Origin of the sequence: Mycobacterium sp. E2733 (assembly GCF_001667585.1) — a bacterium.
GTDB lineage: Bacteria > Actinomycetota > Actinomycetes > Mycobacteriales > Mycobacteriaceae > Mycobacterium.
Genome location: NZ_LZJZ01000122.1, coordinates 49,445 through 72,334 on the forward strand (window position 1 = coordinate 49,445; position 22,890 = coordinate 72,334).

Below are 22,890 nucleotides of genomic sequence, written 5' to 3' on the forward strand. Positions count from 1 at the left end.
GGCGTCAATCGAGAATCGGGTCCAGGCCGTCGATTTCGTCCAGGGCGGCCAGCAACTGGTCGGCGATTCCCGGCGCGGCGGCCAGCACCAGTCCGGCGCCCTCAATGTCGTTGGCCGGCAAGGAAACCCGCGCCCCCGCCTCCGCCGCGATCAGCGCGCCGGCGGCGCAATCCCACGGCTGCAGGCCGTGCTCGTAGAACGCGTCGAGCCGGCCGGCCGCGACCATGCACAAATCCAGCGCCGCAGAACCGATCCGGCGGACGTCGCGGACCACCGGCAGCAGCCGCGCCAACAACGCCGCCTGCGTCGCCCGCCGCTGCCGTGAGTACCCGAAACCGGTGCCCAGCAGCGCCATCGACAAGTCGTCGACCGCGGCGCACCGCAACGGCCACACCCCCTGATCGTCGATGACGTGCGCGCCCAGGCCGGTCGCCGCCGAGTACACCCGGCCGGCGACGACGTCGGCGACCGCGCCCGCCACCGACACGCGGTCGACTTGCACACCGACGGACACCGCGTACGCCGGGATGCCGTAGACGAAGTTCACCGTGCCGTCGATGGGATCGAGCACCCAGGTGACCGCGCCCGCGGGGGTGCCCGCCGGGTCGGCCGGGCCGCCGCCCTCCTCGCCGAGAATCGGGTCACCGGGCCGTAATTCAGCCAGCCGGTCCCGCAGCAGGCGTTCGGTCTCCGTGTCGACCACGGTCACCGGATCGGTGGGGGTGCTCTTCGACCGCACCGCGCCGTCGCCTGGAAGTTGCGCGCTCGCCGCGGCTTCGCCGAACACCTCGGCGCGGCGACGCCGCACGAACGCGGCGGCCTCCGTGGCCAGTGATTCGGCCACCGTGCGCAACCGGGCGGGCTCGTCATCTCCTCGGGTCACCGGTCTATCGCATCACAGGCGGCACGGCCCCGCAGATACCCCGTAGGCGCGTCGGCGCCGGGCTAAGGTGGGCGGACAGCCTCAGCCACGTCCAGGAGCTTCGATGACCAGCACCGACTCGACCACGGATACGCCCGGCACCGGCGCCGCCGTCGGCACCCCACAGCGGCGGGGATTCGGCGTCGACGTCGGCGGCAGCGGCATCAAGGGCGGGATCGTCGACATGGACACCGGGCAGTTGATCGGCGAGCGGATCAAACTGTTGACCCCGCAGCCGGCAACGCCGGCCGCGGTTGCCAAAACCATCGCCGAGGTGGTCAACGCGTTCGGCTGGACCGGTCCGCTCGGGGTGACCTATCCGGGGGTCGTCACCCACGGTGTCGTCCAGACGGCGGCCAATGTCGACAAGTCGTGGATCGGCAGCAACGCGCGCGACATCATCAGCGCGGAGTTGGACGGCCAGGACGTCACGGTGCTCAACGATGCCGACGCTGCGGGGCTGGCCGAGGAGCACTACGGGGCCGGCAGAAATCAGACCGGTCTGGTGGTGTTGCTGACGTTCGGCACGGGAATCGGCTCCGCGGTCATTCACAACGGCACGTTGATACCAAACACCGAGTTAGGGCATCTCGAGGTCGGCGGCAAAGAGGCCGAGCAGCGGGCGGCGTCATCGGTCAAAGAGAAGAACAATTGGAGCTACGAAAGGTGGGCCACGCAGGTCACCCGGGTGCTGGTGGCCATCGAGAACGCGGTGTGGCCGGACCTCTTCATCGCCGGGGGTGGCATCAGCCGCAAGGCCGACAAGTGGCTACCGCTGCTCGAAAATCGCACCCCGGTGGTGGCTGCGGCCCTGCTCAACACCGCCGGGATAGTCGGCGCGGCCATGGCCTCCACCTCCGACGTGACGCACTGATTTTCGCCCGGCGGAGCCGTTCGACCGCTCACTGTCGTTACAATGGTGATCGGCGACCGCCCGAACGATAGCGTGCAAACACCCACGCTGATCCAACGCCGACATCGACATAGCAGACACTTTCGGTTAACCATGCCCAATACCCACCGAAGGTGAGTCCAAACGAAGGGGTGTAAGTGGCAGCGACCAAGGCAAGCCCGGCAACCGAAGCGCCGGTGAAACGGACCGCCACGAAGTCTCCGTCCTCCCCCGCTAAGCGCTCGGCGGCCAAGGCCGCTCATGGCTCCGCACCCGCGAAGCGCGCCGCCAAGGCCCCGGCACGCGCGGCCGACGCCGCGGCCACTTCCGACACGAAGAAGACCCGGGCCCCCAAGGCACCGTCGGGCCGCGGGACCAAAGCGGCCAAGGCCGCTCCGGCCGATTCCGATGTCGAACTCGAGGCCGTCGAGGATCTCGACGACGCGGAGCTCGACGCCGAGCCCGGCGAAGACCTCGAGATCGACGCCGGCGACCTGAGCCTGGACGACCTGGAGGATGACGCCGCGACCGACGGCGACGACGCCGACGTCGACCCACCCGATCCCGACGACAGCGACGAAGAGGCCGCCGCCCCGGCCGCCGTGGCCACCGCGGCTCCCGCCGACGAGGACGAGGAAATCGCCGAGCCCTCCGAAAAGGACAAGGCTTCCGGCGATTTCGTGTGGGACGAAGACGAGTCCGAGGCGCTGCGGCAGGCGCGCAAGGACGCCGAACTCACCGCTTCCGCCGACTCGGTTCGCGCGTACCTCAAGCAGATCGGCAAGGTGGCGCTGCTCAACGCCGAGGAAGAGGTCGAGCTGGCGAAGCGGATCGAAGCCGGCCTGTACGCCACGCAGCTGATGGCCGAGATGGCCGAGCGCGGCGACAAGCTGCCCGCGGCTCAGCGCCGCGACATGATGTGGATCTGCCGCGACGGCGATCGCGCGAAAAACCATCTCCTGGAAGCCAACTTGCGCCTCGTGGTGTCGCTGGCCAAGCGGTACACCGGCCGTGGGATGGCGTTCCTCGACCTCATTCAGGAGGGCAACCTGGGCCTGATCCGTGCGGTCGAGAAGTTCGACTACACCAAGGGCTACAAGTTCTCCACCTACGCGACGTGGTGGATCCGCCAGGCCATCACCCGCGCCATGGCCGACCAGGCCCGCACCATCCGCATCCCGGTGCACATGGTCGAGGTGATCAACAAGCTGGGCCGCATCCAGCGCGAGCTGCTGCAGGACCTGGGCCGCGAGCCCACGCCCGAAGAGCTGGCCAAGGAAATGGACATCACGCCCGAAAAGGTGCTGGAGATCCAGCAATACGCCCGTGAGCCGATCTCGCTGGACCAGACCATCGGCGACGAGGGCGACAGCCAGCTGGGTGACTTCATCGAGGACAGCGAGGCCGTGGTGGCCGTCGACGCGGTGTCGTTCACCCTCCTGCAAGACCAGTTGCAGTCGGTGCTGGAGACGCTGTCGGAGCGCGAGGCCGGCGTAGTACGGCTGCGCTTCGGCCTCACCGACGGCCAGCCGCGCACCCTCGACGAGATCGGCCAGGTCTACGGCGTCACCCGCGAGCGCATCCGTCAGATCGAGTCGAAGACGATGTCAAAGCTGCGCCACCCCAGCCGTTCCCAGGTCTTGCGCGACTACCTCGACTAGAACCTCCGGCCGGCCGCACCGGACCTGTTGGCGCGCAAGGACACTCAGCGCGCACGGAAAAATGCGTCGCGCGGGCGCCCGCGCCGTCGTACGGTGACTCCCATGTCAGCCAACCGCACAGTGGTGTCATCCGACTCGGAGTTCGAAGCGGTCGTCGGCTATTCGCGCGCGGTCCGGGTCGGCCCGCACGTGTCGGTGGCCGGAACAACCGGCGCCGGTGCGGCCGGGGACATCGCGGCCCAGGCGCGAGATGCCTTGCACCGCATCGAGATTGCGCTCGCACAGGCGGGCGCGGCACTCACCGACGTGGTCCGCACCCGCATCTATGTCACCGACATCTCTCGCTGGCGTGAGGTCGCGGCGGTACACGCGCAGGTCTTCGGTGCCATCCGTCCCGCGGCCACCATGGTGCAGGTGTCCGCGCTGATCGCACCCGAGCTGTTGGTCGAGATCGAAGCCGACGCCTACGTGGACTCGCCGACGGGCGGGAACGTTCCGTCGGGCGCTGGGCGGTAAGCGGTGATTCGTATCACAGCGTCGGTGGGCAGCGGACCGTACAGGTGCGGGAACAGCATCGACTCCGGATCCGTTGCAACGCCTGGCTCCCAACGCACTTCGGAGTCCAGCCGCGCAGGGTCGATGTGCAGTAGCACCACGTCATCGCGGCCCCGATAGAGCCGGTTCGCGGGCAGGTGAACCTGCCCGGGTGTCGACAGATGGATGAACCGGCCGCCGCCGGACTCGTCGGGGCGGATCTCACCGCACGCACGGGCACGGGACCACTCGTCGACCCCACACAGATGTACCAGCAGGTCAGGAGCGGAAGTCATGGATGAACACATTAGAGATGCGGCGGAAACGAAACGTTTACAGGCCGTGAGAAACGACACACCCGATAACGATCAGGGAACAACGCGAAAACCCCATACGTCTGAGAGAGTGAAAGAAAGCAAGAACGGAGAAGCCATGAATGCAACTCTGACCAGTCCCGAGCTAACCCGTGCGGACCGCTGCGATCGCTGCGGTGCCGCTGCTCGAGTCCGTGCGAAGCTGCCTTCCGGAGCTGAGCTTCTCTTCTGCCAGCATCACGCCAACGAGCACGAGGCGAAACTGACCGAGTTGTCCGCCGTCCTGGAGGTCAGCGGAAGCTAGGTCCGCCGAACTCACCCACCGCCAATGTGGGCCAGTGGGGCAGTCTTCGGTAATGCTGGACGGGTATGAGCGATCAAGTCGCAAAGCCGTCGCGCCATCACGTCTGGCGACTCAGTCTGAGGACTCTGACGAAAAGCTGGGACGATTCCATCTTTTCCGAGTCCGCGCAGGCGGGCTTCTGGTCGGCCCTGTCGCTGCCGCCACTGCTGTTGGGAATGCTGGGTAGCCTGGCCTACGTGGCGCCGCTGTTCGGGCCCGACACGTTGACGGCGGTCGAGAAGAGCATCACCTCCGCGATCCGCAGCTTCTTCTCGCCCAGCGTCGTCAACGAGATCATCGAGCCGACCATCCGTGACGTCACCGCCAATGCGCGTGGCGAGGTGGTGTCGGTCGGCTTCCTGATCTCGATGTGGGCGGGATCGTCGGCAATCTCGGCCTACGTCGATGCCGTGGTGGAGGCGCACGACCAGACTCCGCTGCGGCACCCCGTGCGACAGCGACTCTTCGCCCTGTTCCTCTACGTGGTGATGCTGGTGTTCGTGGTGGGAGCGGCGCCGGTGTTGGTGGTGGGTCCGCGCAAGGTGAGCGAACACATCCCCTACGACCTGGCCAACGTCCTGCGCTACGGCTACTACCCGGCGCTGATCCTCGGCCTGCTGGTCGGGGTGGTCATCCTGTACCGGGTGGCGCTGCCCGAACCCCTCCCGACGCACCGGCTGGTCTTCGGCGCCGTGCTCGCCACGGCCGTCTTCCTGATCGCCACGCTGGGCCTCCGGGTCTACCTGCGCTGGATCACCAGCACCGGCTACACCTACGGGGCGCTGGCCACACCAATCGCGTTCCTGCTGTTTGCGTTCTTCGGCGGCTTCGCGGTCATGCTCGGCGCCGAACTCAACGCCTCGATCCAGGAGGAGTTCCCGGCCCCGAAGACGCACGCCCACCGGCTGCGCAAGTGGCTGGAATCCCGCGTGCCGGTGCTGAGGGGTCCGACGGGTTCGGCACCGGAGCCGGCGCCCGCCGATAACGCGACGCTGACGGCTGAGCCGTCGCGGCTGACCTAGTCCTTCTTCATCCGGTCGTAGATCTGCTTGCAATCCGGGCAGACCGGCGAGCCCGGCTTGGCCGCCTTGGTGACGGGAAAGACCTCCCCGCACAACGCCACCACGTGGTTGCCCATGACCGCGCTCTCGGCGATCTTGTCCTTCTTGACGTAGTGGAAGTACTTCGGCGTATCGCTGCCCGTCCCGTCGTCGACGCGTTCGTCGGTCTCGGTGCGCTCGATCGTCTGGGTCTCCATACGTGACATTGTGCCCCGTAACTCGCTCCTGCCGGAATCGGTCGGGTGTGGGAGAGTGGAGAAATGAAGCGCGAATCCGATCTGGGGTTCGACGATGAGGGCCGGCCGGTGCTCATCACCGCCGCAGCACCCTCCTACGAAGAGCAGCACCGCGCGCGGGTCCGGAAATACTTGACGCTGATGGGGTTCCGGATCCCGGCGCTGATCCTGGCCGCGCTGGCGTACGGCGCCTGGCACAACGGTCTGATCTCACTCGCGATCGTGGCCGTGTCGATCCCACTGCCGTGGATGGCGGTCCTGATCGCCAACGACCGGCCACCACGCCGCTCCGACGAACCGCGGCGGTTCGACGATGCCCGGCGGCGAACGCCGCTGTTCCCGAGTGCCGAGCGGCCAGCGATCGAACCGCCCCGCCAACCGCACTCGAGCTGGCCCACCGGCCCGCAGGGCTGGGAATAGTCCGCACTTCTCAGGACATTCTCAGGTCGACGCCACATTTCTGCACGTCAAGACGTGTGAGGTGACAAAGGGCTGGGAACTCTCAGGGCTGATGCGTCGTTGAACTTGACGACAGTACAAGCCGAACGGGAGGTCGCTATGGCGAACGCCAGCACGAGCAGATTTGATGGCGATCTGGATGCTCAAAGCCCCGCCGCGGACCTCGTGCGCGTATATCTCAATGGCATCGGTAAGACGGCGCTGCTGAACGCGGCGGGCGAGGTTGAACTGGCCAAGCGCATCGAGGCTGGGCTCTATGCCGAGCATCTGCTCGAAACTCGTAAGCGCCTCGGCGAGAGCCGCCGACGCGACCTCGAGGCCGTCGCGCGTGATGGACAGGCCGCGCGGCGTCACCTGCTGGAAGCCAACCTGCGCCTGGTGGTCTCGCTGGCCAAGCGCTACACGGGTCGCGGGATGCCGCTGCTGGACCTGATCCAGGAGGGCAACCTGGGCTTGATCCGCGCGATGGAGAAGTTCGACTACACAAAGGGATTCAAGTTCTCCACCTATGCGACGTGGTGGATCCGCCAGGCCATCACCCGTGGCATGGCCGACCAGAGCCGCACCATCCGCCTGCCGGTGCACCTGGTCGAGCAGGTCAACAAGCTGGCGCGGATCAAGCGGGAGATGCACCAGAACCTGGGCCGCGAGGCCACCGACGAGGAACTCGCGGCCGAGTCCGGCATCCCGGTCGAGAAGATCAACGACCTGCTCGAGCACAGCCGCGACCCGGTAAGCCTGGACATGCCGGTCGGCTCCGAAGAAGAGGCCCCGCTGGGCGATTTCATCGAGGACGCCGAGGCGATGTCCGCCGAGAACGCGGTGATCGCCGAGCTGCTGCACACCGACATCCGCAGCGTGCTCGCCACTCTCGACGAGCGCGAGCACCAGGTGATCCGGCTGCGCTTCGGCCTGGACGACGGCCAGCCACGCACCCTCGATCAGATCGGCAAGCTGTTCGGCCTCTCGCGCGAGCGGGTCCGGCAGATCGAGCGGGACGTAATGTCCAAACTCCGCCACGGCGAGCGCGCCGACCGGCTACGGTCGTACGCAAGCTAAGGACCCCCAGCTAGGTAGCAGACGGTATGCCCGCCGCGCACGCGGCGGGCATACTGCTTGTCGGGCCAACGTTGCACCCATTCGCGCAGCTGGCCAAGTAGACTCGGCGTCGATGGAAGGTGCTGAATGAACGACCTGGTTGACACCACCGAGATGTACTTGCGGACCATCTACGACCTGGAAGAAGAGGGCGTGACCCCGCTGCGTGCGCGCATCGCCGAGCGCCTCGACCAGAGCGGGCCGACCGTCAGCCAAACCGTATCCCGTATGGAGCGTGACGGGCTGCTCCACGTCGCCGGCGACCGCCACCTCGAGCTCACCGACAAGGGCCGGGCGCTCGCCATCTCCGTCATGCGCAAGCACCGTCTCGCCGAGCGATTGCTCGTCGACGTCATCGGGGTGCCCTGGGAGGAAGTGCACGCCGAGGCATGCCGGTGGGAGCACGTGATGAGCGAGGACGTCGAGCGGCGGCTGGTGAAGGTGCTCAACCACCCGACCACCTCCCCCTTTGGCAACCCGATCCCGGGGCTGTTGGACCTGGGCGTCGGCCCCGACTCCGGCGCCGACGACGCCAACCTCGTCCGGCTGACCGAGTTGCCGCCCGGCTCGCCGGTGGCGGTGGTCGTCCGCCAACTGACCGAGCACGTGCAAGGTGACATCGACCTGATCACCCGCCTGAAGGACGCCGGCGTCGTGCCCAACGCCCGGGTGACGGTCGAGACGGGGCCCGCCGGTGTCACCATCGTCATCCCAGGCCACGAGAACGTCACCCTGCCGCACGAGATGGCGCACGCCGTCAAGGTCGAGAAGGTCTGACCCTCGGGCTAGCACGCCCGGCGCCCCGAGGGCCGTCGCGGCGGTAACCGCACACCCAGCTCTTTGGCCAGCCGGTAGCCGGTAAGCGCCAGTTCTCGGATGTCCTCGGGCCGTAGCCCCGACTGCAAGGCCGTGTCCAGCATGCCCGCCATCCGATGCCCGGGCTCGCAGCGCAGCGCGGCCTCCAGCGATACCCCGGCCAGGGGCCCGTCGCCCCGGACGTAGGCGCTGAACGCAAGCAACACCAGCGCCTCCACCCGCCAGGGCGGGGGCAGGGTGCGAGCCAGCAGCGCCCACAACGACTCGGCCTCGTCGCTCTTCTCGCCGACCGCTAGGGCGTAGAGGATGTCGCGCACCTGCGCGTCGCTGAGGGCACAGCCCAGCTTCGCCAGCTGGGCCGCGGTCAGTGTATGGCCGGCGGCCACACGGGATGCGGTCGCCAGCGCGTGCTTCACGTCGGCGCGGGCGCAGCGAGCCGGATCGGCGCGGTGGGAGGCGCCGCGCCTGGTCTCCTGCCGGTCGATCACGGCGGTCAACTCGGCGCTGCGCGCAGTGTCCTCGACAGCGACGACGGCCTGCAGGTCGGCGCGGCGCGCGTACAGCCGCCTGCCGTCGAGCACCGCCGCGGCCGCCAGCGGCGACGCCGACGGATCGTCGACGAGGCCGCTCGAACCGCAACCGTCCACGCACTGCCAGCGCCCGCCGAGGGCGACCCGGTCCACCACGTGCGCCGCCCACAGCTCGATACCGTGCCCGGACAACGACTTTGCGAGCGCGTCGCACACCAGCCGGTGATCCTCGTTGCAGGACGGGCAGTGCGCCCCCTCCGCGTCGACGATCACCGCGATTGCGGCGTCGGGCCGGGCCGCGGCGGCGACCTCCGCGAGGCGTCCGACCCGCGCGGCGAGCTCGTCGGAAAGGTCGACCCGCATCACCGCTCCCAGGTCGCCACCATCCAAAGACACCAAAACCAATGAATTTTCGGGAACGAAGCCGAGGACGGCCGGCAGCGCGGCGATGAGGGCGCCGGGTCGGTTCAGCTTGAAGTCAGGTCGATGCGTCGTCATGGGCACCACGCTGACGGGCCCCACCGTCGGTCGGTGCTCGGGACAACGGATGGAATCCCGCGCCTGTGAATGAACCGGGCACTGTGAGTTCTGCTGATCTACTGTTAGCCCATGAGTTCGGCGCAAGAGTACGACATGGTGGTCATCGGTTCGGGGCCCGGCGGCCAGAAGGCCGCCATCGCCTCGGCCAAGCTCGGCAAGTCGGTTGCGGTCGTCGAACGCGGCCAGATGCTCGGTGGGGTGTGCGTGCAGACTGGCACCATCCCGTCAAAGACGTTGCGCGAGGCCGTCCTTTACCTCACCGGGATGAGCCAACGCGAACTCTACGGCGCGAGCTATCGCGTCAAAGAGAAGATCACCCCGGCCGACCTGCTGGCCCGCACCCAACACGTGATCGGCAAGGAAGTCGACGTGGTGCGCAACCAGCTGATGCGCAACCGCATCGACCTGTTGCTGGGCCACGGCCGTTTCGTCGACGCGCACACCATCGAGGTCGAAGACCCGTCCCGCCGCGAAAAGGTAACCATCTCCGGCAAATACATCGTCATCGCCACCGGCACCCGGCCCGCGCGGCCGTCCGGCGTCGAGTTCGACGAGGAGCGGGTGCTCGACTCCGACGGGATCCTCGACCTCAAATCGCTGCCCGCCTCGATGGTGGTGGTCGGCGCCGGCGTCATCGGCATCGAATACGCCTCGATGTTCGCCGCCCTGGGCACCAAGGTCACCGTCGTGGAGAAGCGGAGCGACATGCTGGACTTCTGCGACCCCGAGGTCGTGGAGGCGCTGAAGTTCCACCTGCGCGACCTGGCGGTGACGTTCCGGTTCGGAGAGGAAGTGACCGCGGTCGACGTCGGCTCGGCGGGCACCGTCACCACCTTGGCCAGCGGCAAGCAGATCCCCGCCGAGACGGTGATGTATTCCGCCGGGCGGCAGGGCCAGACCGACCACCTCGACCTGCACAACGCCGAGCTGGAGGCCGACAACCGCGGCCGCATCTTCGTCGACGACTTCTTCCAGACCAAGGTGCCGCACATCTACGCCGTCGGCGACGTGATCGGCTTCCCCGCGCTGGCGGCGACCTCCATGGAACAGGGCCGGCTGGCGGCCTACCACGCCTTCGGGGAGCCGACCGACGGCATCACCGAACTGCAGCCGATCGGCATCTACTCCATCCCCGAGGTCTCCTACGTGGGCGCCACCGAGGTCGAGCTGACGAAGAACGCGATCCCCTACGAGGTCGGTGTGGCCAGGTACCGGGAACTGGCGCGCGGCCAGATAGCCGGCGACTCCTACGGCATGCTCAAGCTGCTGGTGTCCACCGACGATCTCAAGCTGCTGGGCGTGCACATCTTCGGCACCAGCGCCACCGAGATGGTGCATATCGGGCAGGCCGTCATGGGCTGCGGCGGAACCGTCGAATACCTGGTGGACGCCGTGTTCAACTACCCGACTTTTTCCGAGGCCTACAAGGTCGCCGCGCTCGACGTGATGAACAAAGTGCGCGCGCTCAACCAGTTCCGCCGCTAACAGCTGTCGTCGAGCTCCCCGGGAACCGGGTCGCCGGGGCCGCCGGCGTCCGCGCGGGCCAGCAGCTGCGCGGTATGCGCGTCGAACGGTGCCGAGTAGGACACGTTCGCGGCGCACCCGCCGCGCTCGAAACCACCGATCACCCCGGTCAGCGTGGTGCCGCTGACCCAGGGCGCGCCGCTGGTGCCGTCCACCAGCCCCTCGCACGGGAACGAGGGAAAGCCGGCCTCGGTCAACGACGTGCTGGCCTGACACCCGATCGGCGCGCCACCGACGCCGGCCGGGTAGCCCATCACGGTGACGTGACTTCCCGGCGGCGGCGTCGTGCCCAGCGTCAGCGCCAGGCCGGCGTGCGACTCGACCGAAACCCCGGCGTCGTTGCTCAGCCGTGCGACCGCGTAGTCGGCGTTGGGATCCTTGCTGGCGGTCCAGCGGGGGTCGAGGTAGACGGCGTCCGCCTTCCACACATCGGCCGGCGCGGGGGGCGCGTCGCCGACGAAACCCGGCACGAAGGTGATCTTGGAGGCGCCGGCCAGGCAGTGCGCCGCGGTCATCATCAGGTTGCCGCCCGCGGAATGCACCACCGAGCCCGTGCATACGTGCAGCGGACCGCCGTCGATGAAGATGGCGCCGACGCGCTTGTCCGGGTCCACCGGGCCCGCCACCGCCTTTTGCTGGGGCTGGCCGAGCCGCTGCACCGGCGCGCTGCTCCGCGGCGGGGCCGCCGGAGGGGCCGACGCACGATCACCCGGCGGCCGCTTGCACGACGTCAGTGACGTCGCCACGGCGACCACCAGGCACAGCATCAGGGTCGGTACGCGCATCGGTTTCATCATGCCCGACACCTGCGCAGCGAGCAGATTCCGACGCGTCGTACGCGTCCCCGCCTCCGGCCAAAACCCACGAGCCACCCCCGACATGTTCGCTTCCGGATTAAACCCGAACTTCACGTCGCTGTTTGATATTGGTGCCCACCGATTCGGGGGACACTGGTAGGGCACCCTGGAGAAACCCCCCGAGAGGAGGCGATTCCGATGGCTCACGATGAGGACCCGCAGGAGCAGCACTACCAGCCGGGACAGGCCGGCATGTACGAGCTCGAGCTGCCCGCGCCGCAGTTGTCGACGTCGGACGGCCGCGGCCCGGTGCTGGTGCACGCGTTGGAGGGTTTCTCGGATGCCGGTCACGCGATCCGGCTGGCCTCGTCGCATCTGAAGTCGGCTTTGGACTCCGAGCTGGTCGCGTCCTTCGCGATCGACGAATTGCTGGATTACCGGTCGCGGCGGCCCCTGATGACCTTCAAGACCGACCACTTCACGAACTACGACGACCCGGAACTGAGCCTGTACGCCTTGCGCGACACCATCGGCACCCCGTTCCTGCTGCTCGCCGGAATGGAACCGGACCTGAAGTGGGAGCGCTTCATCACCGCGGTCCGGCTGCTGGCCGAGCGCCTCAACGTGCGCCAGACCATCGGCCTGGGCACCGTGCCGATGGCGGTTCCGCACACGCGCCCGATCACGATGACCGCGCACTCCAACAACCCCGAGTTGATCGCCGAGTTCACGCCTTGGATCGCGGAAATCCAGGTCCCCGGCAGCGCGTCCAATCTGCTGGAATACCGGATGGCCCAGCACGGCCACGAGGTCGTCGGCTACACCGTGCACGTGCCGCACTACCTGACGCAGACCGACTACCCGGCGGCCGCCGAGGCGTTGCTCGAGCAAGTGGCCAAGATCGCGTCGCTCGAGCTGCCGCTGACGGCATTGACCGAAGCCGCGGCGGTGATCCGAACCAAGATCGACGAGCAGGTCGAGGCGAGCGCGGAGGTTGCTCAAGTGGTGACCGCGCTTGAGCGCCAGTACGATGCCTTCATCGACGCTCAGGAGAACAGGTCGTTACTAACTCGCGACGAGGACCTGCCTAGCGGCGACGAGCTTGGCGCAGAGTTTGAGCGGTTCCTCGCCCAGGAGGCGGAGAAGAAGCGCGGCGACGACGACCAGGCCTGACCTTTCCGCCCGGCCTCGCCCGGCCCGACACCAAGGTGGCGACATGACCGAGCGGAAGCGCAAGAGCAGCCTCCGCCCGGTGCGCGAGGTCAGCGCCCCTCGGCTGGAATTCCGCACCATCCACGGCTACCAGCGGGCGTATCGGATCGCCGGTGACGGGCCGGCTATCCTGCTGGTCCACGGCATCGGTGACAACTCCACCACGTGGAATACCGTGCAGGCCAAGCTCGCTCAGCGGTTCACGGTCATCGCCCCGGACCTGTTGGGCCACGGGCGATCCGACAAGCCGCGCGCCGACTACTCGGTCGCCGCCTACGCCAACGGGATGCGCGACCTGCTCAGCGTGCTCGACATCGAGCGGGTGACGGTGGTCGGTCATTCGCTGGGCGGCGGGGTGGCCATGCAATTCGCCTACCAGTTCCCGCATTTGGTCGACCGGCTGATCCTGGTCGCGGCCGGGGGCGTCACCAAGGACGTCAACGTCGCCTTCCGGCTGGCATCCTTGCCGATGGGCAGCGAGGCCCTGGCGTTGCTGCGGCTGCCCCTGGTGCTGCCGGCGGTGCAGCTGGCCGGACGGATCGCGGGCCTGGCGATCGGATCGACCGGCCTGGGCCGCGACCTGCCCAACGTGCTGCGGATCCTCGACGACCTGCCGGAGCCGACGGCGTCGGCGGCATTCAGCCGCACCCTGCGGGCGGTGGTGGACTGGCGCGGGCAGATCGTCACCATGCTCGACCGGTGCTATTTGACCGAAGCCATCCCGGTGCAGATCGTCTGGGGCACCAAGGATGTGGTCGTGCCCGTTCGTCATGCATGGATGGCGCACGCCGCGATGCCCGGCTCCCGCCTGGAAATCTTCCAGGGCTCCGGCCACTTCCCCTTCCACGACGACCCGGCCCGCTTCATCGACGTGGTCGAACGCTTCGTCGACACCACCGCGCCCGCCGAACACGACCAGGCCGCCCTGCGCGAGTTGCTCCGCAGCGGCGGCGGCGAGAAGGCCGTCACCGGCCCCGCCCCCACCCGCGTCGCCGTGCTGAACGCCATGGGGTCCGACGAACGCAGCGCTACCTGAACCCCGCGGCCGCGTCCGGGGCCGTAAAGTCGGGCCATGGGTATCGACGTCACCGTGCTGCGGGTGTTCACCGATTCGGCGGGGAATTTCGGCAATCCGCTCGGCGTCGTGGACGCCGCCCAGGTCGAGCCCGCCGACCGGCAACGGCTGGCAACTCAATTGGGCTACAGCGAAACGGTTTTCGTCGATATCCCCGCCGCCGGGTCGACCACCGCGCACGCCACCATCTACACCCCACTGATCCAGATTGCGTTCGCCGGGCACCCCACCGTCGGGGCCTCGTGGTGGCTGCGGGAGAACGGTAGGCCGATCAACACGCTGCAGGTGTCGGCCGGCCTCGTGCAGGTGAGCTACGTCGCCGACCTCACCGGCATCAGCGCACGCTCGGAGTGGGCGCCCGAGGTCGCTCTCCACGAATTCGATTCGGCCGAAACGCTTCTGGCCGCCGACCCGGGGGATTTTTCCGACGACACGGCGCACTACCTGTGGTCGTGGACCGACCGGGCCGCAGGATCGGTACGCGCCCGCATGTTCGCCGCCAACCTCGGTGTGCCGGAAGACGAGGCGACCGGCTCCGCAGCGATGCGAATCACCGACTACCTCAGCCGCGACCTACACGTCACCCAGGGCAAGGGATCGATGATCGAGACGACGTGGAATGCCGAGGGCTGGGTGGGGGTGGCCGGACGCGTAGTCAATGACGGTGTGACGCACCTGAACTGACCCTGGGCGGCTCAGCGCCGCCGGCGCAGCACCGCGGCGAGGTGGTGCTGCAAGGGCTGCCCGACCGCGCCCATCTGCACCGAATACGAAAGTTCGTCGCCGTCGATGCGGAAGGAACGGCCAAGCGCGTTCACCTCTTTGGCGGTCGGGGTCAGTCCGACGTCCGTGGTGGACAGCTCGATTTCGATCAGGCCGTCGGTGGCCGAATACGTGCCGACCTCGATTTCGGTGATGCCGCTCGGGTGCGCCAGCACCAGTTCGACGTGACCGGGCTGCGGCACGCGAAGGTACCCGGTCTCGGCGTGCAACGGCTTGCCGTCGGGCGCCTTGGTCTTTTGCGCGTAGGCCAGGAACGGTTTCCCGACGTGAGAGAAGACCACCTCTTCGAGGTAGTCGAAGGGCTGGATCGTGGGGTACTCGCCCGCACCTCGGCCGGCCCAAGTTCCCAGAAGTGGTGCCAGTGCCTCGAGATCGGGATGTAAGTCGGTGGGCATGAAACCGAGCCTAGGCCCGGCGACGATGCGGGCCGCGACGGCCTGCTGTGAGCCCGGGCAATCCGGACAGGCGCAGACGGCTTAAGCCCGGCCGTCAGCTGGGTGTTGTCACCTGGCGGTGTTCGCGCAGCGCCTTGATCTCGCGCTCGAAATCGTCCGCGGACTCAAAAGAGCGGTACACCGACGCAAACCGCAGGTAAGCCACTTCGTCGAGGTCGCGCAGCGGGCCGAGGATGGCCAGCCCGACCTCGTGACTCGCGACCTCCGGGGAACCCGCGGCACGCACGGTGTCCTCGACCTGTTGGGCCAGCAGGTTCAGCGCATCGTCATCCACCTGACGGCCCTGGCAGGCCCGGCGGACACCGCTGATGACCTTCTCCCTGCTGAAGGGTTCGGTGACCCCGCTGCGCTTGACCACGGCCAGCACCGCGGTCTCCACGGTGGTGAAACGCCGCCCGCACTCGGGACACGATCGGCGGCGCCGGATGGCCTGCCCTTCATCGGTTTCCCTCGAGTCGATCACCCGGGAATCGGGATGACGGCAGAACGGGCAATGCATGGCCGCTCCTTCGCCGCGCCGACAAACAACCAGGTACCGCAGCACGAGCGTACCCGTGCGCTCACCTGCGCGGCGAATGTTGCCGGCCCCCGCGAAAGCGGCCGTCAGCCGACCGGAGCGATCAGGGTCTGGCCCGCCATCAGGTTCGGCGACTTCATGTCGTTGAGGTCGCGGATGCGGTCGGCGACCTGGCGTGCCGGCGCGTCGGGCGCCACCCGGTGAGCGACGTCTTGCAGCGACTCCCCCGCCTCGACACGAACCACGGCCAACCGGTCGGGTACGTGAGCGGCCGAACTCCCGGCGTCGCCGTTGAGCACCTGACCGACGTTCCCGACGAGGCCCAGCCACAGGGTGATCGCACCGGCGGCCAGCGCCAGCCAAACGGTGGTGGCCAGCGTGACGGGACGCTTGCGATGGGGCGCGACGGACATCGCGACGCCGGTGCCGTAGTAGCGCGTGGGCGCGCCCGCCGGCCTCGCCGGACCGGGCCGGCGGGAACGGGCCAGCCCGCCCCGGCCGTAACGAAGCCCCACAACCGGTCCGTTGACCGGACGCCGAGGGCAGCTGATGCGTGGCGCCAGCGTGTGGATAGTGGTCATCTGCGTTCCTCCGGTCAACTTGATTCGCTCAGCTGTTCGACTATATCGCTCGTGTGTTCGAAACCCGAACATGTGAGCGAAGCATGTCGCACGAGTCGAACGCTAGACCACCCCACCGACAAGTCCGGGGTCGCCAGAGCTGACATGCGGCTGAAATACCCGATCTGCCGAAGAGTTACACCTTTGTGATTAACGACGCCGGCGGGTCGGTCCAGCGGCCGCGAGCAACGCGACACGCTAGTCGAACACATGTTTGATTCTCGGGCGCTGTGGGGTTACATTCAGTGCCATGAGCGACAGCAACGACACCTCATCGGCCGACGCGGACGGTCGGCTGCACGCCGTGGATTCATCGCTGACCGAACGGCAGCGCACGATTCTGAACGTCATTCGCGCGTCGGTCACCAGTCGCGGTTACCCGCCGAGCATCCGGGAGATCGGCGACGCCGTCGGTCTGACGTCGACCTCCTCGGTGGCTCATCAGCTCCGCACGCTGGAGCGCAAGGGATACCTGCGCCGCGACCCGAACCGCCCGCGGGCGGTCGACGTCCGCGGCGCCGACGACGAGGTGGCGGCGCGCACCACCGACGTCGCCGGCTCGGACGCCCTGCCGGAGCCGACGTTCGTGCCGGTCCTCGGCCGCATCGCGGCCGGTGGACCCATCCTCGCCGAGGAGGCCGTCGAGGACGTCTTCCCGCTGCCGCGCGAGCTGGTCGGCGAGGGCACGCTCTTCCTGCTCAAGGTCGTCGGCGACTCCATGGTCGAGGCGGCGATCTGCGACGGCGACTGGGTGGTGGTGCGCCAGCAGAACGTCGCCGACAACGGCGACATCGTCGCGGCCATGCTCGACGGGGAGGCCACGGTCAAGACGTTCAAGCGGGCGGGCGGTCAGGTGTGGCTGATGCCGCACAACCCGGCGTTCGACCCCATTCCCGGCAACGACGCCACCGTGCTCGGCAAGGTCGTCACGGTGATCCGCAAGGTCTAGCCCGCCGCGGAGTCCCGGCGGCTCAGTCCGCCTTCACGAAGCCGTTGGCCCGCGCCACTTCCTCGCTGGACAGCCAGATTTCGGCGAGCGTGTCGTGGTAGAGCTCGCTGCCCGGCGTGTAATACAGCCCGAAGCGGGCGCTCGCCTTGATCGGGTATCCGTCGGGCACCTGATAGGGGTCATCGAGCGGTAGGTGGATGGTCGGGCGCCCGGCCGGGGCGGCTCCCCCGACGGTGTCCTCGTCGTCCGTGGCCGCGTGCCGCCCGCCGCGCTGCTCGGATGCAAGGGCGGCCGCGGCCGCCTCTGGCGCGACGGCTTCCGGGGCGGCGGCTTCCGGAGTGGGGGCGTCGGCGACGTCCGCCGGGACGGGTGTCACCGCAACATCCGGATAGTCGGCCTCGGGACCGGCGACATCGGGGGCACCTGCGGCGAACTCCGCGTCCGGGGGCGTACCCGCCACGGCGACGTCGAGGTATTCGGCCTCCACATAGTCATCGTCCGGGCGGTCGGCAGCCGGGTAGGCGGACGCGCGCTCTTCGTCGGCGTACTCGACCTCGGCGTAATCCTCGTCGGCGTACTCGGATTCGGCGTACTTGGATTCGGCGTACTCGGATTCGGCGTACTCGCTTTCGGCGTACTCGGTTTCGGCGTACTCGGCCTCCGGGTAGCCGGCCTCCGACAGGGCCGCGGGTGAGACCGCGGAGAAGGAGTCGGTGTCCACCGCGTCGGGGTCCTGCTCGAATGAATCCTCGTCCGCGCGTCCCCGCCGCCAGCTGACCCGACCGGCGGCCTCAGGCGCTTCCTGCTGACGCTCGAGATGCTCGGTGGTGACGTCGTCGCGTCCCCAATGCGCGTCGGCACCGGCGTCGTGACCGGCATCGAGGTCGCGGGGAGGCTCGTAGCCGGTGTCCGCACGTAAGGCGCGGCGCCGACGCCAACCGAGTGCAAGCAACCCCACCACGAAGATCAGCGCCAGCACCGGGATGGCGGCCAGCAGCCACCACCACTGCCACGTGAACTTCTTGGCATGGGCCGGCATCGCCGAGTTGCTGGGCTGGTTCTGGCCCGACACCTGCAGGCCGGACAGCAGTGGCGCGAGGTTGGCCGGATCCGTGCTGAACGTGTTCTTCGCCCGGTTCCACGAGATCTTGCCGCCGGTGAACTGCTGGGAGACGACGTCACCATTCACGGCCTGGTCGCCGACGGGCGGGCCCAGCTTGCCGGTCGGTCCGCGGAGTTTGTCCCACGCCGCCTTCATGGCGCCGCGCACCACGAAGGCGCCGCGCTCGGAAGTCCAGAAGATCACGGGTTTGTCGGCACCGGAGAAGGTGACGACGCGGCTGGACGGGATCCCGCCGTCGGATTCGTTGGCGGTGGGGAATCCCAGGTCGCTGCCGGCGGGTCCGCCGAGCGACTCGTACTTGGCCAGGATGTTGCTCTCGACGGCGTTCGCACCGGTGGCCGGGCTGAAATAGACCTTGCCGTTGGCGAAGTCTTGGGCGATTCCGTCGCCGCCGATCGGATACTGCGCGCCCTTCTTGACCCCCAACGGCCCATTGGGCCCGCCGGCCGCACGCCATGCCATGTTGATGGCCGCGGTCGGATCGATCGCCACCTGCAGGCCCTTCAACTGGTCGGCCAGGGCCGGCGGCTCGGTGGAGAACTGCTTCGTCTGCCGGTTCCACGAGACCTGACCGCCGCTGAACTTCTGGGCGGACACCTCGCCGTTGTACGTCTCGTCGCCGATCGGGACGCCGAGAACTCCGCCCGAACTGCCCAGCTTGTCCCAGGCGGCGTTGATCGCGCCGCGCACCACGAACGCGCCGTGCTCGGGCGTCCAGAAGATGACGGGTTTGTCGCTGGCCGAGAAGGTGCTCACCCGGCTGTCGGGTCCGGCGAGGCCGGGGACTTCGTTGATGGCGGGAAAGCCCAGATCGCTGCCGGCGGGCCCGCCCAGCATCTCGTATTTGTCCAGGATCGGCCCGTAGACGAATTTGGCGCCGGTCGCCGGGGTGAAGAACATCTTTCCGCCGTCGAAATCCAGCGCGAAACCATCGCCGGCGGGGTACACATCGCCCTTGCGGGCGCCCAGCGGTGAACCGTCGCCGCCGGCCTTCTCCCACGCCGCCATCATGGCCGCCTCGGCGTCGCCGATAGGAGACGCCGAGGCCGGAGGCGCCAGCAACGCGGCGGCTATTGCCGTGGCGGTCAAGGTGACCAGCGCGCTCCCGACCAGCCTGCGCATGTGCCCTCTCTGCCCGTTCACCAAGCCTCCCAGCCGACGGCTATGCCCCTGTCAGCGGCTAGGCCCGTACCTGCACATGCGGCAAGCGGGCCGTAGTCCGACCGCGGGGAAACAACCCCGTTCCGATCCGCATTATCGTCGGGCGCGCATAACTTTGCTCCCGCGAACGAAAAATGCGAAGTCAAATCACGAATATTACAAAAACGGATACCACGCCGGTGTCGAAATGATGCAGAGCCACGCTCAAATCGCGACCGCCCGCAGCATCGGTCTCGCGACGCATGGGGCTTCGTGGCCAACCCCGAACCCGACGCCCGCCTGCGCATCGGCGCACGGCTGGCGTCGCGCGTCGGGGTCCCGCACCCGCAGGTGCTGCCAGCCTTGCCCGGGTCGTCAGCGGCCGCGTGCTTTTCGGCTTGGCGATGCGCGATTACGCGGGCGACGTACCCCGAACACATGTGCCGACGGTACGTGAAGCTATTAACTCTTCAACGATCTACCCGAAAAATCGCCCCGCGTGCCGCGCATCGACGAGGTTTGCCGTCAGCGTGCGAATCGGCCGGCCCGATGGCGTTGTCGACCAACGTGTTAGCGCTAGACCCCCAGGCTGCGGCCGATGATCTCTTTCATGATCTCGGTCGTTCCGCCGTAGATGGTCTGCACCCGCGCGTCCAGATAGGCACGGGCAACGGGGTATTCGCGCATGTAGCCGTAACCGCCGTGCAGTTGCAGGCAACGGTCGATCAGGTGCACCTGCTTTTCGGTCGAATACCATTTGGCCATCGCCGCTTGCTCCGCCGTCAGCTTCTTGTCCAGGTGCAAGCGGATGAACTCGTCGACCATCATGCGCACCACCGTCGCCTCGGTCGCCAGCTCGGCGAGCACGAAGCGGCTGTTCTGGAAGCTGCCGATCGGCTTGTTAAATGCCTTGCGCTCCTTGGTGTATTGCAGGGTTTCTTCGAGTACCTGCTCCATTGCCGCGGCCGCCATGATGGCGATCGAAATCCGCTCCTGCGGCAGGTTCTGCATCAGATAGATGAACCCCATGCCCTCCTGCCCCAGCAGGTTTTCGGCGGGAACCTTGACATCGGTGAACGACAACTCGGCGGTGTCCTGCGCGTCGAGCCCGATCTTGTTCAGGTGCCGGCCGCGTTCGAAACCCTCCATGCCGCGTTCGACGACGAGCAACGAAAAGCCCTGCGCCCCTTTATCGGGATCGGTCTGCGCGACCACGATCACCAAGTCGGAGTTGATTCCGTTGGTGATGAACGTCTTTGCGCCGTTGAGCACGTAGTGGTCGCCCTGCTTGACCGCGCGGGTCTTGATGCCCTGCAAGTCGCTGCCGGTTCCCGGCTCGGTCATCGCGATGGCGGTGATGAGCTCGCCGGTGCAGAACTTCGGCAGCCAGCGCTGCTTCTGCTCTTCGGTGGCCAGGGCCAGCAGGTACGGCGCCACGATGTCGTTGTGCAGGCCGAAACCGATCCCGCTATAGCGACCGGCGGTGGTCTCCTCGGTGATGATCGTGTTGTACCGGAAGTCGGGGTTACCCCCGCCGCCGTATTCCTCGGGCACCGCCATGCCGAGGAAGCCCTGCTTGCCGGCCTCGAGCCACACTCCGCGGTCGACGATCTTCGCCTTCTCCCATTCGTCGTGATGGGGCGCGACGTGGCGATCGAGGAACGCCCGGTAGGACTCACGGAACAGGTCGTGCTCCGCCTCGAAAAGAGTGCGCTGGTACTTGACGGCACTGCCCATGTGGATGACCTCCGGCGACTGGAAACTCTGTCGCCCAACATATACCAACCAGACGGTTGGTCGGCGGCCGGCGGGGTCCGGTCGCCCGGGAGATCAGCGTGTCGAGAACTCCTGCAGGCGCCCGGCCAGCGCCACCGGCACGCGGGCCTTGATCCGGGTGCCGTCGGGGTTGTGCTCCTCCTGCTGCACCCGGCCGTCGGCGTGCAGCCGGGCCACCAGGTCGCCGCGGTGGTAGGGAATCACCACGTCCACGGCGGTGTCGGCGGGAACAGCCAGCTCGCCCATCCGGCGTCGGAGGGCCTCGATGCCCTCGCCGGTCCTCGCCGAGACGAACACCGCGCCGGGCAGCGCGTGCCGAAGCTTGGCCAGCGTCAGGTCGCTAGCGGCGTCGACCTTGTTGACCACCAAAAGCTCGGGTGGTGGATCGCCGTTGTGATCGGCGATGACTTCGGAGATCACCGCGCGCACCGCATTGATCTGGGCCAGCGGGTTGGCATCCGAGCCGTCGACCACATGCAGCAACAGGTCGGCGTCGACGACCTCCTCCAGCGTGGAGCGGAACGCCTCGACCAGTTGGGTCGGCAGGTGCCGGACGAACCCGACGGTGTCGGTGATCGTGTAAACGCCGGCCCTCTTGGAATCGGGGCAGAACTCGGCGCGGCGGGTGGTGGGCTCCAGCGTGGCGAACAGCGCGTCCTGCACCAGTACCCCCGCGCCGGTGAGCGCGTTGAGCAGGCTGGACTTGCCGGCGTTGGTGTAGCCGACGATGGCGATCGACGGCATGTCGCTGTGCAGGCGGCGGCTGCGCTGGGTATCGCGGACCTGCTTCATGTCCTTGATCTCGCGGCGCAACTTGGCCATTCGTTCGCGGATGCGGCGGCGGTCGGTCTCGATCTTGGTTTCACCGGGACCGCGCAGGCCCACGCCTCCCCCGCTGCCGCCGGCGCGGCCACCGGCCTGGCGGGACATCGACTCACCCCAGCCGCGCAGCCGGGGCAGCATGTATTCCATCTGGGCCAGCGATACCTGCGCCTTGCCCTCCCGGCTGGTGGCGTGCTGGGCGAAGATGTCCAGGATCAGCGCGGTGCGGTCGATGACCTTCACCTTCACCGCCTTTTCCAGCGCGGTCAGCTGCGCCGGGGACAGTTCACCGTCGCAGATCACGGTGTCGGCGCCCGTGGCCAGCACCACTTCGCGTAGCTCCTGAGCCTTGCCCGAGCCGATGTAGGTCGACGGGTCGGGCTTGTCGCGGCGCTGGATGAGCCCTTCGAGCACCTGGGAGCCTGCGGTCTCGGCCAGGGCGGCCAACTCGGCCATGCTGGCCTCGCTGTCGGCGGCGGTCCCGTCGGTCCACACGCCGACCAGCACCACGCGTTCCAGCCGGAGCTGGCGGTACTCGACTTCGGATACGTCCGCGAGTTCGGTGGATAGACCGGCGACGCGGCGCAGCGCCGACCGTTCTTCCAGGGCGAGTTCGCCGGTGCTTGGCTCCTCAACTGCGGGAGCGTAATTGGGAGATTCTGGATATGTCATAGGCAATACAAGATGATGC

24 protein-coding genes are annotated in these 22,890 nt (G+C 67.8%); 13 read left to right on the top strand and 11 right to left on the bottom strand.

The genetic code is table 11. The features are described 5' to 3' along the window. Positions 1–4 precede the first annotated feature (4 nt). On the bottom strand, positions 5–883 hold the full coding sequence (locus A5678_RS22195) for an inositol monophosphatase family protein (protein ID WP_068046868.1): 879 nt from the start codon (positions 881–883) through the stop codon (positions 5–7). Between the two features lie 103 nt (positions 884–986). On the opposite strand from A5678_RS22195, the gene ppgK reads away from it, so the two are divergent. The 3 genes from ppgK (at position 987) to A5678_RS22210 (ending at position 3,991) form a co-directional block, all read left to right on the top strand. Continuing rightward, the gene (ppgK, locus tag A5678_RS22200; RefSeq protein ID WP_068046871.1) at positions 987–1,796 is read left to right on the top strand and encodes a polyphosphate--glucose phosphotransferase; all 810 of its coding nucleotides are present in this window, start codon (positions 987–989) and stop codon (positions 1,794–1,796) included. A 176-nt stretch (positions 1,797–1,972) separates the two neighbouring features. Then, positions 1,973–3,475: an RNA polymerase sigma factor gene (locus A5678_RS22205; RefSeq protein ID WP_082945685.1), complete on the top strand. Its 1,503-nt coding sequence runs from the start codon at positions 1,973–1,975 to the stop codon at positions 3,473–3,475. 102 nt (positions 3,476–3,577) lie between these two features. Further along, on the top strand, positions 3,578–3,991 hold the full coding sequence (locus tag A5678_RS22210; RefSeq protein WP_068046878.1) for a Rid family hydrolase: 414 nt from the start codon (positions 3,578–3,580) through the stop codon (positions 3,989–3,991). Here the strand turns inward: A5678_RS22210 and A5678_RS22215 are convergent. Further along, entirely contained in the window at positions 3,940–4,305 is a 366-nt protein-coding gene (locus A5678_RS22215) for a DUF952 domain-containing protein (protein WP_068046880.1), read from the bottom strand. The two genes, A5678_RS22210 and A5678_RS22215, sit on opposite strands and share 52 nt — an antisense overlap. Positions 4,306–4,441: 136 nt before the next feature. Here A5678_RS22215 and A5678_RS26765 point away from each other — a divergent pair, with 136 nt between their 5' ends. Then, the gene (locus A5678_RS26765; protein ID WP_082945686.1) at positions 4,442–4,627 is read left to right on the top strand and encodes a hypothetical protein; all 186 of its coding nucleotides are present in this window, start codon (positions 4,442–4,444) and stop codon (positions 4,625–4,627) included. 65 nt (positions 4,628–4,692) lie between these two features. Continuing rightward, positions 4,693–5,688 carry a YihY/virulence factor BrkB family protein gene (locus A5678_RS22220; RefSeq protein ID WP_068046882.1) on the top strand — a complete coding sequence of 332 codons (996 nt, stop codon included), beginning with the start codon at positions 4,693–4,695 and terminating at the stop codon, positions 5,686–5,688. Here A5678_RS22220 and A5678_RS22225 read toward each other — a convergent pair. Next, positions 5,685–5,924, bottom strand: a complete 240-nt coding sequence (locus A5678_RS22225; RefSeq protein ID WP_068046885.1) for a DUF3039 domain-containing protein — start codon at positions 5,922–5,924, stop codon at positions 5,685–5,687. The two genes, A5678_RS22220 and A5678_RS22225, sit on opposite strands and share 4 nt — an antisense overlap. A 63-nt stretch (positions 5,925–5,987) precedes the next feature. On the opposite strand from A5678_RS22225, the gene A5678_RS22230 reads away from it, so the two are divergent. The 3 genes from A5678_RS22230 to A5678_RS22240 all read left to right on the top strand — a co-directional run bounded on the left by A5678_RS22230 (position 5,988) and on the right by A5678_RS22240 (position 8,297). After that, complete coding sequence (locus tag A5678_RS22230) at positions 5,988–6,383, top strand: DUF3099 domain-containing protein (RefSeq protein WP_068046888.1); 396 nt, start codon at positions 5,988–5,990, stop codon at positions 6,381–6,383. 105 nt (positions 6,384–6,488) lie between these two features. After that, complete coding sequence (sigB, locus tag A5678_RS22235; RefSeq protein ID WP_255396935.1) at positions 6,489–7,481, top strand: sigma-70 family RNA polymerase sigma factor SigB; 993 nt, start codon at positions 6,489–6,491, stop codon at positions 7,479–7,481. Between the two features lie 126 nt (positions 7,482–7,607). Then, positions 7,608–8,297: a metal-dependent transcriptional regulator gene (locus A5678_RS22240; protein ID WP_068046893.1), complete on the top strand. Its 690-nt coding sequence runs from the start codon at positions 7,608–7,610 to the stop codon at positions 8,295–8,297. Between the two features lie 8 nt (positions 8,298–8,305). Here A5678_RS22240 and A5678_RS22245 read toward each other — a convergent pair whose 3' ends face one another. Then, positions 8,306–9,364: a DUF4192 domain-containing protein gene (locus tag A5678_RS22245; protein WP_068046896.1), complete on the bottom strand. Its 1,059-nt coding sequence runs from the start codon at positions 9,362–9,364 to the stop codon at positions 8,306–8,308. Positions 9,365–9,475: 111 nt separating this feature from the next. On the opposite strand from A5678_RS22245, the gene sthA reads away from it, so the two are divergent. Continuing rightward, the gene (gene sthA, locus A5678_RS22250) at positions 9,476–10,891 is read left to right on the top strand and encodes a Si-specific NAD(P)(+) transhydrogenase (protein ID WP_068046899.1); all 1,416 of its coding nucleotides are present in this window, start codon (positions 9,476–9,478) and stop codon (positions 10,889–10,891) included. On the opposite strand, the gene A5678_RS22255 is transcribed toward sthA, so the two are convergent. Next, a complete protein-coding gene (locus A5678_RS22255; RefSeq protein ID WP_068046902.1) occupies positions 10,888–11,727 on the bottom strand; it encodes a serine protease in 840 nt (279 codons plus the stop codon). The two genes, sthA and A5678_RS22255, sit on opposite strands and share 4 nt — an antisense overlap. Positions 11,728–11,925: 198 nt before the next feature. Between A5678_RS22255 and A5678_RS22260 the strand changes: the two genes are divergently transcribed. Genes A5678_RS22260 through A5678_RS22270 form a run of 3 tightly spaced genes read left to right on the top strand, consistent with a single transcriptional unit; the run spans position 11,926 to position 14,698 of the window. After that, positions 11,926–12,900, top strand: coding sequence for a proteasome assembly chaperone family protein (locus A5678_RS22260; RefSeq protein WP_068046906.1), 975 nt, complete (start codon positions 11,926–11,928; stop codon positions 12,898–12,900). Positions 12,901–12,943: 43 nt separating this feature from the next. After that, on the top strand, positions 12,944–13,975 hold the full coding sequence (locus A5678_RS22265; RefSeq protein WP_068046909.1) for an alpha/beta fold hydrolase: 1,032 nt from the start codon (positions 12,944–12,946) through the stop codon (positions 13,973–13,975). Between the two features lie 36 nt (positions 13,976–14,011). Continuing rightward, positions 14,012–14,698, top strand: a complete 687-nt coding sequence (locus A5678_RS22270; protein WP_068046911.1) for a PhzF family phenazine biosynthesis protein — start codon at positions 14,012–14,014, stop codon at positions 14,696–14,698. Positions 14,699–14,709: 11 nt separating this feature from the next. On the opposite strand, the gene A5678_RS22275 is transcribed toward A5678_RS22270, so the two are convergent. From A5678_RS22275 to A5678_RS22285, 3 genes are all read right to left on the bottom strand, one after another. After that, positions 14,710–15,192, bottom strand: coding sequence for a peroxynitrite isomerase (locus tag A5678_RS22275; RefSeq protein ID WP_068046914.1), 483 nt, complete (start codon positions 15,190–15,192; stop codon positions 14,710–14,712). Between the two features lie 94 nt (positions 15,193–15,286). Next, a complete protein-coding gene (nrdR, locus tag A5678_RS22280) occupies positions 15,287–15,751 on the bottom strand; it encodes a transcriptional regulator NrdR (protein ID WP_068046917.1) in 465 nt (154 codons plus the stop codon). 104 nt (positions 15,752–15,855) lie between these two features. Continuing rightward, a complete protein-coding gene (locus A5678_RS22285; RefSeq protein WP_068046920.1) occupies positions 15,856–16,350 on the bottom strand; it encodes a LysM peptidoglycan-binding domain-containing protein in 495 nt (164 codons plus the stop codon). 289 nt (positions 16,351–16,639) lie between these two features. On the opposite strand from A5678_RS22285, the gene lexA reads away from it, so the two are divergent. Then, a complete protein-coding gene (gene lexA, locus A5678_RS22290) occupies positions 16,640–17,338 on the top strand; it encodes a transcriptional repressor LexA (protein WP_068046923.1) in 699 nt (232 codons plus the stop codon). Positions 17,339–17,360: 22 nt separating this feature from the next. Here the strand turns inward: lexA and A5678_RS22295 are convergent, their stop codons facing one another. The 3 genes from A5678_RS22295 to hflX all read right to left on the bottom strand — a co-directional run bounded on the left by A5678_RS22295 (position 17,361) and on the right by hflX (position 22,871). Beyond that, positions 17,361–19,583 carry an LGFP repeat-containing protein gene (locus A5678_RS22295; RefSeq protein WP_068046926.1) on the bottom strand — a complete coding sequence of 741 codons (2,223 nt, stop codon included), beginning with the start codon at positions 19,581–19,583 and terminating at the stop codon, positions 17,361–17,363. Positions 19,584–20,177: 594 nt separating this feature from the next. Then, entirely contained in the window at positions 20,178–21,338 is a 1,161-nt protein-coding gene (locus A5678_RS22300) for an acyl-CoA dehydrogenase family protein (RefSeq protein ID WP_068046930.1), read from the bottom strand. A gap of 93 nt (positions 21,339–21,431) precedes the next feature. After that, positions 21,432–22,871, bottom strand: a complete 1,440-nt coding sequence (gene hflX / locus A5678_RS22305; RefSeq protein ID WP_068046933.1) for a GTPase HflX — start codon at positions 22,869–22,871, stop codon at positions 21,432–21,434. Between the last annotated feature and the right edge of the window lie 19 nt (positions 22,872–22,890).